The organism is Chryseobacterium sp. MYb264, assembly GCF_035974275.1.
In the GTDB taxonomy this organism is placed as follows: domain Bacteria; phylum Bacteroidota; class Bacteroidia; order Flavobacteriales; family Weeksellaceae; genus Chryseobacterium.
Genome location: NZ_CP142422.1, coordinates 483,267 through 500,707, shown reverse-complemented (window position 1 = coordinate 500,707; position 17,441 = coordinate 483,267). Strand labels below are relative to the sequence as shown.

Genomic DNA, 17,441 nt, shown 5'->3' with positions numbered 1-17,441 from the left:
AAATCAAATATTAAATGGGAAATATAGTAAAAGGTGGAGAATTTTTAATCAAAGAAATTCCTGCAAACGAAATTTTCAGTTTGGAAGAACTGAGTGAAGAACAAAGAATGCTTCGCGATTCTGCGAAAGAATTTATAGATAGAGAAGTTATTCCGCAGCACGATCGTTTTGAGAAAAAAGATTATGCGTTAACGGAAGAAAAAATGCGTCAGCTTGGCGAAATGGGGTTATTAGGAATCACAGTTCCAGAAGAATATGGAGGTCTTGGAATGGGATTCGTGAGCACAATGCTGGCTTGTGATTATGTTTCAGGAGGAAACGGATCTTTAGCAACCGCTTATGGAGCACATACAGGAATCGGAACGCTTCCCACTCTACTTTATGGAAGTGAAGAATTAAAAAAGAAATACCTTCCGGATTTAGCGGCAGGAACAAAATTTGGGGCTTATTGTTTGACTGAACCGGATGCAGGTTCTGATGCTAATTCAGGAAAAACAAGAGCAAAACTATCTGAAGACGGAAAACATTACATCATCAACGGACAGAAAATGTGGATTTCCAATGCAGGTTTTGCGGATACATTTACTTTGTTTGCAAAAATCGATGATGACAAAAACATCACAGGTTTTGTGATCAACCGTTCTGAATTAGAAGATCCGAACAGCTTATCATTTGGTGAAGAAGAGCATAAATTGGGAATTCGTTCGTCTTCTACGCGTCAGGTTTTCTTCAATGATATGAAAATTCCTGTTGAAAATATGCTGGGCGAAAGAAACAACGGTTTCAAAATCGCTTTGAATGCTTTAAATGTCGGAAGAATCAAATTAGCTGCTGCAAACCTTGACGGACAAAGAAGAATTTTAAACCATTCTATTCAATATTCAAACGAAAGAAAGCAATTTGGAGTTTCAATTTCAACTTTCGGAGCCATCAGAAAGAAAATTGCTGAAATGTCAACCGGAGTTTTCGTAAGTGAAGCTGGATCTTACCGTTTAGCAAAAAATGTTGAAGATAAAATTGCAGAATTGGTTGCAGGCGGAATGGATCATCAACAAGCCGAATTAAAAGGTGTTGAAGAGTTCGCTGTAGAAGCTTCAATTCTTAAAGTTTTCGTTTCAGATCTTACGCAAAATACCGCTGATGAAGGAATCCAGATTTATGGTGGAATGGGATTCTCAGAAGATACACCGATGGAATCTGCTTGGAGAGATGCCAGAATCGGTAGAATCTATGAAGGAACCAATGAAATCAACAGACTTCTTGCGGTTGGAATGCTGATTAAAAGAGCCATGAAGGGAGAATTAGATTTATTATCTCCGGCAATGGCGATCAGCAAAGAACTAATGGGAATTCCATCATTTGAAGTTCCTGATTATTCTGAATTGATGAGTGAAGAAAAAGCAATAATCGCCAATCTTAAGAAAGTTTTCTTAATGGTTTCAGGTGCTGCACTTCAAAAATATATGATGGACATTGAGAAACAGCAACATTTATTACTGAATGCTTCTGAAATTCTTAATCAGATCTACATGGCAGAATCAGCAGTTTTAAGAGCAGAAAAACACTTCTCTGCGGATTCTGTGGAAGCGGCAATGGCTCAGTTAAATCTTTATAAAGCAGTTGAAAAAATCATTACTTCTGCAAAAGAAGGAATTGTTTCTTTCGCTGAAGGTGATGAGCAAAGAATGATGCTTTCAGGTTTAAGAAGATTTACAAAATATACAAACAACCCGAATGTTGTGGCTTTAACTGAAAAAGTGGCTGCGCATTATATTGAAAAAGGAGCATATTAAGCTCATTAAATAAATTTGATTTCAAAACGTCTCAATTTTTGGGGCGTTTTTGATTTTCAGTCCTCTTTAAGTCAGAAAATTATATGGAGTATGACTACCATTTTATCTTTGAAATTTTCTTTAAATTATTTAGCCCTTTCAGAGCTATAGCATCACTGAATACTTATGCATCGGGGCTTTCCCGACATACTGATATTTAGACACTTAGAAGTTTTCAAGGTAGATTCAAAAAGAAAACATGATAAGAAACCAGACACTCCTTTGTTTATTTTCACACGAACACTTTATTTCCCGAAAATCTTAAAAGAAATCTCTAAGCGCCGAATTATAAAACAGTTGATTTCTTTTGACTAAAAGCCGAACCTGTAGGAAACTTAAAATAAAATTTATTATTTTTATGGAAAACTAAATCATAAAATCTCATATACGAACCATGGGAAAATTTATTATCTCCAAAAGAACCAACGACGATTATCAATTTAATCTGAAAGCAGGCAACGGCCAGGTCATTCTTACCAGTCAGGGCTACAGTACGAAAGTATCATGTCAGAAAGGAATTGAGTCTGTAAAGAAAAATTCACAGGACGACTCAAAATTTGAAAGAAATAAAGCAAAAGATAACCGTTGTTTCTTCAGCTTAAAAGCATCTAACGGGCAAATTATCGGAACCAGCCAAATGTACGAATCTGATAATGGAATGGAAAACGGCATTGATTCAGTAAAAAATAATGCTCCAAATGCTTATGTAGAAGATGAAACAAATAATTAATTGATAAATACAGCCTCAAATTTTGGGGCTTTTTCTTTTGATATAATTGAAATTTATTTTATTCATTAAAAAAAACTTAAAAATATCATTTAAAATGCTTGAGAAGCAAGATGAAACAAAACATGAATATTATGTAAAATAATTCGTGAAAAAAATCTTCAAAATGTTGTGGCATTTTTTATTTTTGTACTCTATTTCCAAAATGGGATGACAAAAGAAGAATTACTAAATAAAGCTATAAAAATTGCCGATAAGGCACATAAAGGTCAGAAAGACAAATACCATGCGCCATATATTGCTCACGTAATGAGAGTTATGGAATATGGTAAAACGATGGACGAAAAAATTGTCGGGGTTTTGCATGATGTGGTGGAAGATCATCCTGTTGAATTCAGTCTGGATTTTCTGAGAAACGAAGGTTTTCCGGAGTATATTGTTTTCGCAATCAGCTGTTTAACAAAATTTGACCCAGATGAAAGCTACGATGAGTTTGTCAGAAGGACCGAAAGATCACCTCTGGCCGTTGCCGTAAAGTTAAATGACCTTCGTGACAATATGGATCTTCGAAGAGTGACCGGAGAACTGATTCCCAAGGACATTAAAAGATTCAACAAATACCTGAAAGCTTATCATTATTTGATTGACAAATATTAATCTGCTCCAGGGAAATGGTAGGTTTTGGCAGGAGGATTTGTATCGTCAATATTGATGTTTAAAGCAAGGTATACAAAATGTACGTTTTTATTGCCTTTTGCCTCAAATTCTCTTTGCCAAAGATAACCGCCTAAAATACCGAAGTTTTCATCGATTTGATACCCTAAACCTCCATAAACCCTATTTCTTGCGAATGCTGGTTTTGTAGGTGTTACCACAAACATTTCGTCATACGCATTGGCAAAAAGAGTTCCCGGCCCGATTTTCTTGGAATTTAAAGGAACCGAAATATTCAAACGATAACGGTAACGCATTCTCTCAGAACTTTTATCGGTCTGAGGTTCATAAAACCATGATTTTTCAACACGAAATCTGTTTTCAAACTTTACAATTCCTTTTTTGAAATCAATCACATCCTGAAGCCAAACTCGAAATTCTTCTTTATTGATAGCGTGATCTTTATAAGTTGCATATCTTCCCAAACCAACGAACGGTTTGTGATTTTTGGTAAGATTATATCCTAAACCTCCTTTTATTTCGTAATAATCAGGGTAAGAATATTCTTCAATTCCTCTCATCTGACCTTCTGCGAAAAGGAAAAATTTTGGATGAAATTTGTAAGTAACCGTCAGGGCATTGAAGCTGGAAATATGTTCCTGAGCTTTAAAAAATGTAACACTTAAAAGTAAACCAAGACTTACAAACAGTTTCATTAAAAAATTTTTGCAAATGTAATTGAATTAACAATTTCGTAATATTAACTTTAATTCATTCTCAATTAACATTAATTTAATATTGAATATTGTACGTAAAGCCAATATGAAACCACCTTTGCGGCATTTTCACACCAAACGCTTCGGAATATTTTGTATTCGTTAAATTGTTAATTAAAACGTAAACCGAAAAATCTTTTTGATTGAAAGTCAGCTTTTCATCCACCAGATTATAACTCGATTGGTTCAGTCTGTCATTATATCGATAAACCACTTCATTGGTAAAATGTTTCAGGAAAGTCGTCTGCAATTTTGCTACAATCTGATGTTTCAAATTATCTAAAGTATATCTTGAAACAAAATCTTTAGGTTGCTTAAAATCATTATCTAAATAAGTATATCCTAATGAATATTTCAACCAGCTCATCAACTGATGATTCACCTCTACTTCGACTCCTTTCGTCTCGATATCGCCAACGTTTTGAGCATACCAAATAGGATCATCGATCGTCATTTTCATCCAGTCGATAGAATTATTAGAGCTTCTTAAAAATCCGCTTACTTTTGCTAAAAGGTTCTTGGTTTGATATTGATAACCAACTTCCGCATACACGGCATTTTCAGGAACTAATGACTCATTCCCTTTTTCTGTATTGCTTGAGTAATAAAGATCGGTAAACGTAGGAACGCGATGAACTTTAGAAACATTTCCGTATACCTTATTGTTTTCATTAAAGTTATACCCAACATCTAAACCGGGATAGAAAAAATTACCTTCATTAGAATAATTCGCCCAAGAAATTCCCGGAGAAATATTCAGTTTTTTATCAAAGAAAGAAAAATAATGTTCAAAGAAAACCTGTGATACAAAACGATCTCTGTTGCCTAAATTATTACTTGCAAGAAATTCTTTTCTTAATTCAACACCCAAACCGGTAGTTCCCAAAGCCCAATTATAGCTGGAATTTACCTCTCCACCAACATTATTTCCAATGTGCATATTTCGGTACACGTCAGGTTTATCACGAATATACAAATACATATCCTGCCCTCTTCGCCAATATACATTTGAGTTTAATTTAAGCTTTCCAAAACTCTGCCTGTGGGCTAAACTGATGATGGAAGCCTGCATTTCTTCATATTGCTCCGTCGCCTTTGGAGAAGAATAAAAACCGTTGGCCCCAAATTTCTTCTCTGAAAAACCAGCCTGCAATCTCAAATCTCCATCCTTGATTTTCAGCTGACTCTGATAAAAAGCATTACGAATCTCATAATCCGTATTATGCATATATCCCTGCGAACTGTTGGAATTTATATTTAATGAATTAGAAAATTTTTCACCTCCCAAATTGGCATTCATTCCAAAACCATAGGTCTCATAATCACCTGCTTCGGCACTAATCTTTACTTTTTTACCCTGATCGATCTTCGTGATAATATTAATGGCTCCCGCATAGGCATTTTGCCCGAATCTTCTTGCAGCAGGACCTTTTATTACCTCAATTCTTTCAACATCTTCTAAATCTACAGGAATATTTAAGGAATTATGTCCGGTTTGAGAATCATTCATCCTGATTCCGTTGATCAAAAGTAAAACCTGTTCAAAAGAACTTCCCCGGAAAGCCACATCACTCTGAACCCCATTGGCTCCTCTCCTTCTGATATCCATTCCGGCAACTTGCTGAAGCATTTCGTCGATACTTTTTGCAGGAGAATTGGCAATCTCTTCCTTTGTAATAACCGTAATATTCTGATTAGCGGATTTATAAGGTGTAGAAATAAATTTCCCCTGAATTTCAATCGTTTCGATGTCTGAACTCTTTTCCTGAGCATTCATGAAAAGTGCAGAACCAACGAAAAAAATACTTCCTAGTTTTTTGATCATACCCAAATAGTTTATTGCAGATTAGTTTCTTTTTTGCAAACCCCAAAAGTACTGGAGTTCTGTAAAACAAGAAAATGATAATTGTCATAAAAAAAGATGCAGTACGACACTGCATCTTGGGAAGTAATTGTAAATTTCTTTATCTTTTTCTCATTAAATGTGTAACAAGATCTCTGAATAACTTTCTCATTTATATATTACATATTTATGAATACAATTTTAACAAATTTTAAAATACCAAACAATACCACAATCATAAAAAGTAATAAATATCATAAAATTTAACATTGACTATCAACAATTTGCAATAAAATCTCTCTTTTGATTGAAATATTTCAAATATTCAACCTTTTAAAAACCTTATCGTTATGAATTTTTTAATTTTATAATATTTCTCTGTCTAATGTATTTTGAATTAACCTGCCATTCTTAATCATTAAATATATTTTTCAACTTTAACATTTTACAAACAAGATCTAATAGTTTCACTGTGAAAATTCTTATTATTTAAATGTAAATGTTACTGTAAATTCTAAAACAGCGAGTGCAATTTATCTTTGATTCATATTAAAAATCAATTGAATCAAATCATAAAAAATCCGCTAAAAATTCGTATTTTTGTTAGTCTTAATTTTACTATGGCTAATACAACAGATATAGATATTAAAAAGCAGATTTTAGTTAAGAATGCACACCTTAACAATCTGAAACACATAGATGTTCTCATCCCGAAAAATAAATTAATTGTCATTACAGGAGTTTCCGGAAGCGGAAAATCTTCATTGGCTTTTGATACCATTTATGCTGAAGGACAGAGAAGATATGTTGAGAGTTTAAGCTCTTACGCCCGTCAGTTTTTGGGAAAATTAGAAAAACCGAAAGTTGACGATATTAAAGGTTTGGCACCTTCGATCGCAATCCAGCAAAAGGTAATTTCTTCGAATCCCCGATCTACAGTGGGAACTTCTACGGAAATTTATGATTATATGAAACTTCTTTTCGCAAGAATCGGGAAAACATTTTCTCCGGTTTCAGGTGAAGAAGTGAAAAAAGATTCGGTGACGGACGTTGTAGATTTTATTAAATCTTCCAAAAAAGACGTTTCTTTTTTACTGACTGCACCTTATGAATATGACGCTGCGAACTTTAATGAAAATTTAAATGTCTTAAAGCTGGCAGGTTTCACAAGATTAGAAATCAATGGAAATGTAGCAGGAATCGAAGATTTAGAAAGTTTTGGTTTTACTCCCGAAAAAGGAATGGAAATCAATTTGGTGATCGATCGTTTTTCGTATGAAGAAGACGAAAGTTTCCTTCAGCGTTTGGCAGATTCTATCCAAATGGCTTTTTATGAGGGTCGTGGCTATTGTTCACTAAAAAATACGGATACCGGAAAAATCAAGGAATTTTCAAATAAATTTGAACTTGACGGAATTGAATTTTTAGAGCCGAATGTTCATTTTTTCAGCTTTAATAATCCTTACGGCGCTTGTCCGACTTGTGAAGGTTACGGAAAAGTGATTGGAATTGATGAAGATTTAGTTATTCCAAATAAAACGTTATCGATTTTTGAAGATGCGGTTGCTTCCTGGAAAGGCGAAAGTATGAGCGAATGGAAAAAAGATTTCATTAAAAAAGCAAAAGATTTTCCTATTCATAAGCCTTACCATCAATTATCCAAAGACCAGAAAAAATATCTCTGGAAAGGAGACGGAAAAAGCAGCTTTCCTTCGATTGATAATTTCTTCAAAATGTTGGAGGAAAATTTATATAAGATCCAATATCGTGTAATGCTTTCCCGTTATCGCGGCAAAACGCTTTGTCCGACTTGTGAAGGGTTGAGATTGCGTGAAGAAACGAGCTGGGTAAAAATCGACGGACATAATATCCAATCGATGATCGAGCTTCCTTTGGATGAACTTTTCCCTTTAATTAACAGTTTAAAACTATCGCAACACGATCAGGAAGTTGCGAAAAGATTATTATACGAAATTACCACCAGACTTGAATTTTTATTAAAAGTTGGCTTAGGATATTTAACGTTAAACAGAACATCAAACACGCTTTCCGGAGGTGAAAGTCAGAGAATTAACTTAGCGACAAGTTTGGGAAGTTCTTTGGTGGGATCTATTTATATCTTGGATGAACCTTCGATTGGACTTCACTCGCGAGACACTGAAAATTTAATTGAAGTTTTGCAGAATCTTCGTGATCTTGGAAATACCGTAATCGTTGTAGAACACGATGAAGACGTGATGAAAGCGGCCGATTATATCATTGATATTGGTCCTGAAGCAGGTTATCTTGGAGGCGAACTGGTTTTTGCCGGAGATTATAAAGAACTGAAAGATGCGGATACTTTAACTTCGAAATATTTAACCGGAAGATTAGAAATTGAAGTTCCGAAAAAGCGAAGAAAAGCAAAAGAATGGATTCATATAAAAGGTGCTCGACAAAATAATTTAAAGAATATTGACGTTGATGTTCCTTTGGAAAGCCTTGCTGTAATTTCCGGAGTTTCAGGAAGTGGAAAATCTACTTTGATGAAGGAAATTTTAACGAATGATATTCAGATTCAGTTAGGAATGGGCGGAAAAAAAGGAGATTATGATTCTGTGGAATTTCCGAAAAAACTGATCCAGCATATTGAATTGATCGACCAAAACCCGATCGGAAAATCGTCTCGTTCTAATCCTGTAACATATTTAAAAGCTTATGATGACATCAGAGATCTTTTCGCGAAACAAAAGGTTTCAAAAATGATGGGTTATAAGCCTAAACATTTCTCTTTCAACGTTGATGGAGGAAGATGCGATGAATGTAAAGGTGAAGGTGTGATCAATGTTTCGATGCAGTTCATGGCAGATATCGAGCTTGAATGCGAGGTTTGTAAAGGAACCCGTTTCAAAAACGAAATTCTGGAAGTGAAGTACGACGAAAAAAACATTTCGGACATCCTTCACATGACCGTTGACGAAGCGTTAGAATTTTTCAGAGATAACCATGAAGACAAAATTGCAACCAAATTGAAGCCTTTGCAGGACGTTGGTTTGGGCTACTTGCAGTTGGGACAGAGCTCTTCTACCCTTTCCGGAGGTGAAGCGCAGCGTGTGAAATTGGCTTCCTTCCTGGTAAAAGGGGTAACGACAGATAAAACGTTGTTTATTTTCGATGAACCTTCTACAGGTCTTCATTTCCATGATATTCAGAAGTTGTTGAAGTCTTTGCAGGCTTTGATTGATTTAGGGCATTCTGTGATTGTTATTGAACATCAACCGGATATTATTAAATCAGCAGATTATATCATCGACATTGGTCCGGAAGCCGGAAAACACGGCGGAGAAGTAGTTTTCACCGGAACACCGGAAGAGTTAGCAAAAAGTAAAAAATCTCACACAGCGAAGTATATTAAAGAAAAGCTGGAGAATTAAAATAGAAAGAGAGTCGTTTTGACTCTCTTTTTTGTTTAAATTTATTTTCCTTTTAACAAATGACTTTTATGAAATACAAATTTTCGCTTTTTATTTCCCTTATCTTTTTATTAATCAATTGTTTTAATCAGAAAAGCATCAATAATAGTAACGATGTAAAAGTTGATACATTAACCTTAGTAGACAACAATAGGAACCGTAAAATTCCTGTAGCCTATTTCCATTCTAAACAGAATAAGAAAAACTCAAAGCAGCAGGTTATTATTTTTAATCATGGATATGGCCAGAATAAAGGAGGCGATTATCTCATCTATTCATATTTAACGAATTATCTTGCCTCAAATGGTTATTTTGTAGTAAGTATTCAACATGAATTGCCAAGCGATGAACTACTACCACTCGAAGGAAATCTGCAAGTTGTAAGAATGCCCTTCTGGGAAAGAGGAGCCGAAAATATCTCATTCATTATCACTGAATTAAAAAAATCTAAACCTGAGCTTGATTATGCTCACCTCACATTAATTGGGCATTCAAACGGAGCAGATATGGTCGCACTCTTTGCAGATAAATATCCTCAAAAAGTATATAAAATCATTGCAATGGATAACCGCAGAATGTATCTTCCACGAACTTCAAAACCCAAAATATACTCTTTACGATCCAATGATTATCCAGCAGATGAAGGAGTTTTACCAAATGAAGAAGAAGCTAAAAAGTTTAAAATGACCATTCAGACAACGAACATCAATCACGGTCATATGGATGATAAAGCTTCTGAAGAAGAAAGAAAAACACTAACTGGTTGTATTTTGAAATATTTGCATGAAAATTAAAATAACAAGCACCTAAAAAACTTTAACATTAAATTCATAAAAGCAATTAAAATATTCACTACATTTACTATGTAATAAATCTGAAATGAACTCAATTTTTGCTTTTTTCAGCTTTGAAATTGCAATTAAATTTATAAAAATTTAAGCACAGCATTGTCGGCTGTGCTTTTTTATTGTTGTCTAATTAAAAAAATGAGATGTTTTATCTACTGAATCCGCTTCTAAAGAGCGGGTTCTTTTTATTACTTGATATTTGATTCTAAAGTTACAGACCAGTATCAGAACTTTGGGGGATCAAGTACAAAAGTTGGGGACCAGGCAAAAGAGTTTAGATACTATAAGGTGAGATTTTTTGCTCTCGCAGATTTTGCAGATGATGCAGATTCTTTTCCTTACACTTTACATATTGAACACGAAGCCCCGCCAAGTTTTTTGACAACTCCCGTTTTAAGTCTCACCAAACCTTTCTACCTATAAAAGACCGCAAAGGTTAAACAAAGAAAATCAACGATACCATCTGTGGAAAATCTAAAGGCGATCTGTGGGAAATAAAAATATTCGAGCATCCGTGGCGATAATATGCAGCTCTCAATTTTATCTTTGATAAAATTCTTGCGACTTAAAAACATAAAGCATTAAAAAATATCTTTGCGGCTTTGCGAAAAACCAACAAATAGAGCCGGATCTGTGGGGAATAAAAATATTCGAGTATCTGTGGCGATAATATGCAGCCCTCAATTTTATCTTTGATAAAATCCTTGCGACTTAAAAACATAAAGCATTAAAAAATATCTTTGCGGCTTTGCGAAAAACCAACAAATAGAGCAGCATCTTTGAAAATCTGCACGATCTGTGGGGAATAAAAATATTCGAGTATCCGTGGCGATAATATACTGCCCTCAATTTTATCTTTGATAAAATCCTTGCGCCTTAAAAACATCAAGTATTAAAAAAAATCTTTGCGTCTCTGCGAAAAACCAACAAAGACAGCAGTACATGTGAAAATCTGAGCGATCGGTGGGAAATAAAAATATTCGCGTATTCGTAGCCATAATATACTGCCCTCAATTTTATCTTTGATAAAATCCTTGCGCCTTAAAAACATTGAGTATTAAAAAATATCTTTGCGGCTTTGCGAAAAACCAACAAATAGAGCAGCATCTTTGAAAATCTGCACGATCTGTGGGGAATAAAAATATTCGAGTATCCGTGGCGATAATATACTGCCCTCAATTTTATCTTTGATAAAATCCTTGCGCCTTAAAAACATCAAGTATTAAAAAAAATCTTTGCGTCTCTGCGAAAAACCAACAAAGACAGCAGTACGTGTGAAAATCTGTGCTATCCGTGGGAAATAAAAATATTCGCGAATTCGTAGCCATAATATACTGTCCTCAATTTTATCTTTGATAAAATCCTTGCGCCTTAAAAACATTGAGTATTAAAAAATATCTTTGCGTCTTTGCGAAAAACCAACAAAGACAGCAGTACGTGTGAAAATCTGAGCGATCCGTGGAAATAAAAAATATTCGCGAATTCGTGGCGATAAATTCAGTATTGAATTCAAGTTAAATTTTCATAAATACTCCCGTATTTCATGACAATATTTTATTTTTAAGTTTTAAAAAACTAATGAAATATATTATTCTAAGCATCTTCGCTGTCTTTGGCGGATTATCGATGCAGGCTCAGATAACAAACCCAGGATTTGAATCAATAGAAAACGGAATTGCCTCAGGCTGGAAATACAAAGCAGGCAATCCTTACCAGATAAAAGCAGACTCTTCCACTAGCCACTCGGGATCGCGATCTTTGACGATATCAGCAGAAAATGCAACCTCGGATCAGGTACAGACTTTTTCCCAACGGGTTTCTGTTCCCGGAAAAGGCTTGAGAAACATTGAACTCAGCACTTATATAAAATCTGAAAATATAAACGGTGATATTATATTCTGGAATCAGGTTAGGAAAGATGAAAAAACAATGATCGACTTTGCTAATTCCTCCATGCAGAATAAAATTATGGTGAATACCGATTGGAAAAAGTATACTTTAGAATTTACAGTAGATGACGATACCCAATATTTTGTGATGGGAGGTTTGCTGTCGGGAAGCGGTAAAGTATGGTTTGATGATTTTGCCGTTACAGAAGTTCCTTTTTCAACTATTCCTTCCTCTAAAATTGCGTTGGACTATATTAATGAGTTTAAAAATATCGTTAAGAAAAATTCAATCTATAAAGAAAAAATAGATTGGAAACTTCTTGATGCAAATCTTCAGAAAATCTCTATGAATATGCAGACTGCTGAAGATACTACACCAGCTTTGCAATATATTCTGAAGGCATTAAAAAATGTCGGAGATAACCACTCTTTCATTGATAATAAAGAAAAGGCAGAGCAAAAAAGAACATCTAATTTTATTGGAAAAGAGCCTGAAAGTAAATTGATCGATCAGAATATTGGCTACGTCATGGTTCCGGCTTATTCTTCGGTAAATAAAGAGGTAGGCAATGCTTTTGCTGAAAAAATTCAGCAGATGATCAAAAAGCTGGATTCTGAAAATTCGGTAAAAGGCTGGATCGTAGATTTAAGAACCAATACCGGAGGAAATATGTACCCGATGATTGTAGGTCTCGGTCCGTTGATTGGAAATGGAATTTTAGGATATTTTACCGATGGCAGCAAAAAGAAATCTTGGAAATATCAGGATGGTAAATCATACGACATTAAAGTTCCAAATCCTTACAGCATTAAAAATCCTAACCAGAAAATTGCCGTTTTAATTGGTCCCAGAACAGCCAGTAGCGGAGAAGCCACTGCGATTTCATTTATCGGAAAAAGCAATGTTAAAACTTTCGGACAGCCTTCCGCGGGTTATACAAGTGCCAACCAAGATTATCAATTAAGTGATGGCAAAACGTTCCACTTGGCCGCTTCATTTGAAATGGATAGAAACGGAAAGGAATATACCGAAAAAATACAACCCGATTATCCCGTTGAATCTATCAAAGAAAGTAATACGGATGCAGATATTTTGTCTGCTTCAAAATGGATTTTAGAGTAAACTTTTTCGACAAAAAATTGTAATTTTAAGCGGTGAGGTCTCATAGTTCAATGGATAGAACGAAAGTTTCCTAAACTTTAGATTCAGGTTCGATCCCTGATGAGATCACAAAAGCTTAGAAACATCAATACAGACAGTATTCCGTTTATTTTGGAAAATATCTTATCTTAGCAATATCCAAAGAACACATGAAAAAAGTTATACTTATTCTTATTGCTTCTGTATTAATTTCCTGTACAAAGGAAAAATCAACTCGAACGGAAGTTGTCGATAAAAATTTGGTTGAAAATTTTCAAATACCTGACAGTTTATCCAGAAATAGCATTTTTATAGAAAAGAATAAAGATGGTATTTTTAGAATTTGGGTTCAAAGCAAAGAGCCCCGAGGAAAATATCTATACGCAGATACACTAAATATCCTTAAGGTAGAGCAATTCCGTTTTGAAAATAATCATTTTAAGAAAATAAAAAGCAGAGACCTGGCTGCAATAGAATGGTCATACTTCAGCATTGACAGCGCCAGTATTTCATCCCACCAGTTGAATGATGCCCATTATCTTCTTCTTTCAGCCCATACAGAAAATATGGGAAAAGCGATACCTGATCAAATGGTTCAGTTTTGGGCAATCAATAAAAATAATACAGACGATTATGCTGAACTCATGTATTCAGGCTATCCCACTTCTTCTTGTGATGAATGTATAAAAGGTGATTTTACTGAAGATCAGAAAATAAAAAATAATAAACCGATCCGGAGTCTTCTTTATCAACTGGCAAAAGAATCGAAACTTATTTATCATCCCACCTTAAGCGAGAAAAATCCGAATAATTATAAAAACTATCAGGAGAAATGGGCGAAAGATAATGGTCAGGAGACTCATTTTGGCGCTGGAAATATCGGGGAATTGGACAGGATCTATTCTACCTATTACAAAGAAGATCTGTTTTCAATTTTGGGAACACCTGAAAATAGTATTGAAAACGACCGTTATATTATAGGAACCTACTTTCGGGGAGATCTTTTAGCTTACGATAAAAAGAAAAAGCTCTACTTCCCGGTTATTGTCGAAAGTTGCGCCCATTTTTGTAATAAAAATATAGAACTTGTGACCGAACACACTTTGAAAATCACTTATGAAGATGATTCTTCCTATGAAATTGACCTCAGTAAAATCATTTTTAATAAAAAATAAAATTCTACTTACAAAAACACCAACACATGAATATTCAATTATCGACTCTTTTTTTATTTCTAAGCATCTGTTTTACCCATGCTCAGAACACCAATAAAAATTTTTATTCTGAAATCGGAAACTATGATATTTCAAAAATCATTAATGCAGCTTCCTTTTCCAATTATGAAGAACCGGAAGTAATCATTCAGCGCCCTGAACCTATAGGATATATTGGAGAGGATTATCAGAGATTTTATATTCATTTTACCAAAATTGAAAGAAGTGTAAAAAATCCTTACGAGTATACTATTGAAGGAAAAACAATGGTAAAAAATAACATCCGAAGTTTTAAAGGGACTTTATCTGTCACTCAATCAGAAATTTTCAAAAATATTGACTTGCCGAATGTATGGGAAGGTTATGCCTTATGCAAAGCTGAATTTAAAGAAGATTCCAAGCTTTCAGCTACCGGAGTATTTAAAGGGGAACTGAAGGTTAAATTTATATGGGATCAAAAGAAAGGTATAGAATATAATTCCCTGTCCTCTTATGCCGACAGCTTCCATAATAATCAGTTTAAAGGAACATGGACAAGCTTTAAAACCCATCAGTCCAAAAAAGTAAGATTCGGAGATTTTAGAATTCCTGACAGCGGAAATCTGGACATGGGTGCCGGCGAATTTTCACCGGATCCGAAATATTGGGACAAAGGCTGGAAATATTATATTTTAAATCTTGCCGGAGAGACTGAAAAAGACTACGAACTCGGCAAAAAAATGGAAAAAAGACAATGGTGGAAATAAAAAATATTTAATTATGAAAATAAAAACTTTATTAATCGCAGCTGCTTTATTCTGCTTTAGCAAAATATCAGCTCAGGAAATCAAGAAACATCTTTTTAAAGGAACAATTGATCAATTTCCTGTGACGCTGTATCTTGTGGAGGAAGTTTCCGGCTGTCCGACAACAAATTATTCAGGAATGTATAAATATGATAAGGTAAGCAACTGGCTGTATCTGGACATTTCGGATGATGAAGAAAACCGCCTGGTTATGGTAGAAGGTGGCATTACCGGAATCATAAGCGTAAAAAAAGTGGGTGAAACATTAAAAGGCTTCTTGGATATCTCCTGACGGCAATAAGAAATTAAATGTTAATCTGAAAAAAGTGCCGACCAACAGCAAAACCATAAAACCTTACGAAGAAAAATACGATAACGTACAGTATGAAATGCATGACTGTTAAGCACAAATTTTAAATATCTACAATTAAATCCATGAAAAAAATTATAGTAAGCGTTGCATTAATCTCTCTGTTTCATTCCTGTAAAAAAGAAGAAAAAGTAGCAGGGAAACCCGAAGAAGAAATAAAGGTCAACAATACTCAAACCAGCTTTCCCTTGCCTCCTGTTTTTTTGGATGCTTCAAAATCGGAAGATGAAATTTTAGATCATATTCAACATCGGAAGAGTGAAATTATCAGTATTCTGAATGGTTCGTCACCACAAAAGAATGACCTCATCTATGAGCATTATAAAAAGGAAAATGATTCTGCTTTGGCCTTATTAACGCTGAAAAGAACCAATCTTCTGGATGATTTTTTTCAGTTTAATCAATATAATCCGGATACAGAGACAACCACCCTGAAGGTTCCGGAAAAGTATAAAAAACTGGTAAACCGCTATACACAGACAGGAATTGAGTTCTGGGATGTAGGAGAAGCGTATACCGAGCTTCGGATGTTTCCCGATTTTTATTATGCTATTTTTAACGGTAAACTGACGGCGGATTATCAGAATTACCTGAATATGATCACTGAGGAAGATAAGGTCTTATTCCAGTCGGATGCTGCTATATCCATTCCTTGGAAAGATGTGGCGAAACGTGTTGAAGTTCGCGAAAAATTTCTTCAGGAATTTCCGGCTTCCCAACTTAAAACCAAGGTTCATGAAGAACTTCAGAGGTATAGATATGCTTATCTTTTAGGCTCCGATAACAGTTCAACACAAAATGATGAAGGAGGATTTACACCTGAAAATCTTCAGGAATACCATCGTTTCATCAAAGAAAATCCTAAAAGTGAAACCACGGAAATCATTAAACAGCTGATTTCAATGCCTGAAGACCGCGAGAAAGTGTATTATTTCGTTAATGAATGGCTGCACTATCCTTATGGAAGGCCATTGGATTAATTAAAAGACTGTTTATAGCTTAAGGGAGTGGTATTTGTTTTCTTTTTAAATAATTTATTGAAAGACTGCGAATGCTCAAATCCTAACTGATAGGCGACTTCCGATACCGAAAAATTCGTTGTTGTAAGGTATTCTTTGGCTTTCTCAATGAGTTTTTCGTGGATGTGTTTCTGGGCATTTTGACCTGTCAGGTTTCTAAGCATATCACTTAAATAATGAGGCGATAAATTTAATGCTGAAGCCAAAAATTCTACGGTCGGCAAACCTTTATTCAGTGTTTCCTGTTGATTAAAATAATCATTCAGAAGGTCATCCATTTGGGTTAAAACATTATGGTTTACCACTTTTCTTGTGATAAACTGTCTTTTATAAAAACGGTTGCTGTAATTCAATAAAACCTCAATATAAGAAATGATTACATCCTGACTTACTTCATCAATAGCTGTATTCAGTTCATCATTAATATTTTCAAGTAGCCCGACAATCAATGTTTTTTCCTTGTCAGATAAATGCAGGGCTTCATTCGTATCATAAGAAAAGAAACCGTAATTCCTGATATTTTTCGCTAAAGGATAATTTCTTAAAAAATCAGGATGAATAAATAAAGTATATCCGAAATACTTCGCATTTTCATCCGTTGCCAGCACCTGATTCGGAGCGGTAAACATCATTCCGCCTTCATTAAAATCATAATAGCCCTGTCCGTAGCCCATTTTCCCGTTTTCAGAAAATTTATAGGAAACTTTATAAAAACCTAAGGTAAAACTGCGGTCGAGATAACATTTATCGACTTCCATTTCTGTATTGTTCACCAAACTGATTAGCGGATGAAGCGGCTTCGGAAGCTGTAAAATCGTGTGTAATTCAGCAATCGCCGAAATTTTCAATGGAGAATGATCTTTTTTTTCCATAATATAAAGGTATGAATTA

General features: G+C 34.7%; 14 protein-coding genes and 1 tRNA gene. 11 read left to right on the top strand and 4 right to left on the bottom strand.

The window, feature by feature from the left end:
- Window positions 1-14: 14 nt before the first annotated feature.
- From VUJ46_RS02145 to VUJ46_RS02135, 3 genes are all read left to right on the top strand, one after another.
- Complete coding sequence (locus VUJ46_RS02145; RefSeq protein ID WP_326983371.1) at window positions 15-1,793, top strand: acyl-CoA dehydrogenase family protein; 1,779 nt, start codon at window positions 15-17, stop codon at window positions 1,791-1,793.
- A gap of 433 nt (window positions 1,794-2,226) precedes the next feature.
- Window positions 2,227-2,562: a YegP family protein gene (locus VUJ46_RS02140; RefSeq protein ID WP_326983370.1), complete on the top strand. Its 336-nt coding sequence runs from the start codon at window positions 2,227-2,229 to the stop codon at window positions 2,560-2,562.
- A gap of 207 nt (window positions 2,563-2,769) precedes the next feature.
- A complete protein-coding gene (locus tag VUJ46_RS02135) occupies window positions 2,770-3,216 on the top strand; it encodes a phosphohydrolase (protein ID WP_326983369.1) in 447 nt (148 codons plus the stop codon).
- Here VUJ46_RS02135 and VUJ46_RS02130 read toward each other — a convergent pair.
- The 3 genes from VUJ46_RS02130 to VUJ46_RS22960 all read right to left on the bottom strand — a co-directional run bounded on the left by VUJ46_RS02130 (window position 3,213) and on the right by VUJ46_RS22960 (window position 5,942).
- Window positions 3,213-3,929, bottom strand: coding sequence for a DUF2490 domain-containing protein (locus VUJ46_RS02130; RefSeq protein WP_326983368.1), 717 nt, complete (start codon window positions 3,927-3,929; stop codon window positions 3,213-3,215). The genes VUJ46_RS02135 and VUJ46_RS02130 overlap by 4 nt on opposite strands.
- 76 nt (window positions 3,930-4,005) lie before the next feature.
- A complete protein-coding gene (locus tag VUJ46_RS02125) occupies window positions 4,006-5,814 on the bottom strand; it encodes a TonB-dependent receptor plug domain-containing protein (protein WP_326983367.1) in 1,809 nt (602 codons plus the stop codon).
- Window positions 5,815-5,825: 11 nt separating this feature from the next.
- Window positions 5,826-5,942, bottom strand: coding sequence for a hypothetical protein (locus VUJ46_RS22960; RefSeq protein ID WP_442784948.1), 117 nt, complete (start codon window positions 5,940-5,942; stop codon window positions 5,826-5,828).
- Window positions 5,943-6,452: 510 nt separating this feature from the next.
- On the opposite strand from VUJ46_RS22960, the gene uvrA reads away from it, so the two are divergent.
- The 8 genes from uvrA (at window position 6,453) to VUJ46_RS02085 (ending at window position 16,511) form a co-directional block, all read left to right on the top strand.
- Window positions 6,453-9,245 (top strand): excinuclease ABC subunit UvrA, encoded by a 2,793-nt coding sequence (gene uvrA / locus VUJ46_RS02120; RefSeq protein ID WP_326983366.1) that lies wholly within the window; start codon window positions 6,453-6,455, stop codon window positions 9,243-9,245.
- Between the two features lie 68 nt (window positions 9,246-9,313).
- A complete protein-coding gene (locus tag VUJ46_RS02115; RefSeq protein ID WP_326983365.1) occupies window positions 9,314-10,078 on the top strand; it encodes an alpha/beta hydrolase in 765 nt (254 codons plus the stop codon).
- 1,632 nt (window positions 10,079-11,710) lie between these two features.
- The gene (locus VUJ46_RS02110) at window positions 11,711-13,144 is read left to right on the top strand and encodes a S41 family peptidase (RefSeq protein WP_326983364.1); all 1,434 of its coding nucleotides are present in this window, start codon (window positions 11,711-11,713) and stop codon (window positions 13,142-13,144) included.
- A 36-nt stretch (window positions 13,145-13,180) separates the two neighbouring features.
- Window positions 13,181-13,252: transfer RNA gene (locus VUJ46_RS02105), tRNA-Arg, on the top strand.
- 80 nt (window positions 13,253-13,332) lie between these two features.
- On the top strand, window positions 13,333-14,337 hold the full coding sequence (locus VUJ46_RS02100; protein WP_326983363.1) for a hypothetical protein: 1,005 nt from the start codon (window positions 13,333-13,335) through the stop codon (window positions 14,335-14,337).
- A 26-nt stretch (window positions 14,338-14,363) separates the two neighbouring features.
- On the top strand, window positions 14,364-15,122 hold the full coding sequence (locus VUJ46_RS02095) for a hypothetical protein (protein ID WP_326983362.1): 759 nt from the start codon (window positions 14,364-14,366) through the stop codon (window positions 15,120-15,122).
- Between the two features lie 13 nt (window positions 15,123-15,135).
- The gene (locus VUJ46_RS02090; RefSeq protein ID WP_326983361.1) at window positions 15,136-15,453 is read left to right on the top strand and encodes a hypothetical protein; all 318 of its coding nucleotides are present in this window, start codon (window positions 15,136-15,138) and stop codon (window positions 15,451-15,453) included.
- Window positions 15,454-15,596: 143 nt separating this feature from the next.
- Window positions 15,597-16,511 carry a hypothetical protein gene (locus VUJ46_RS02085; protein ID WP_326983360.1) on the top strand — a complete coding sequence of 305 codons (915 nt, stop codon included), beginning with the start codon at window positions 15,597-15,599 and terminating at the stop codon, window positions 16,509-16,511.
- On the opposite strand, the gene VUJ46_RS02080 is transcribed toward VUJ46_RS02085, so the two are convergent.
- Entirely contained in the window at window positions 16,508-17,422 is a 915-nt protein-coding gene (locus VUJ46_RS02080) for a helix-turn-helix domain-containing protein (protein ID WP_326983359.1), read from the bottom strand. The two genes, VUJ46_RS02085 and VUJ46_RS02080, sit on opposite strands and share 4 nt — an antisense overlap.
- Window positions 17,423-17,441: the final 19 nt, after the last annotated feature.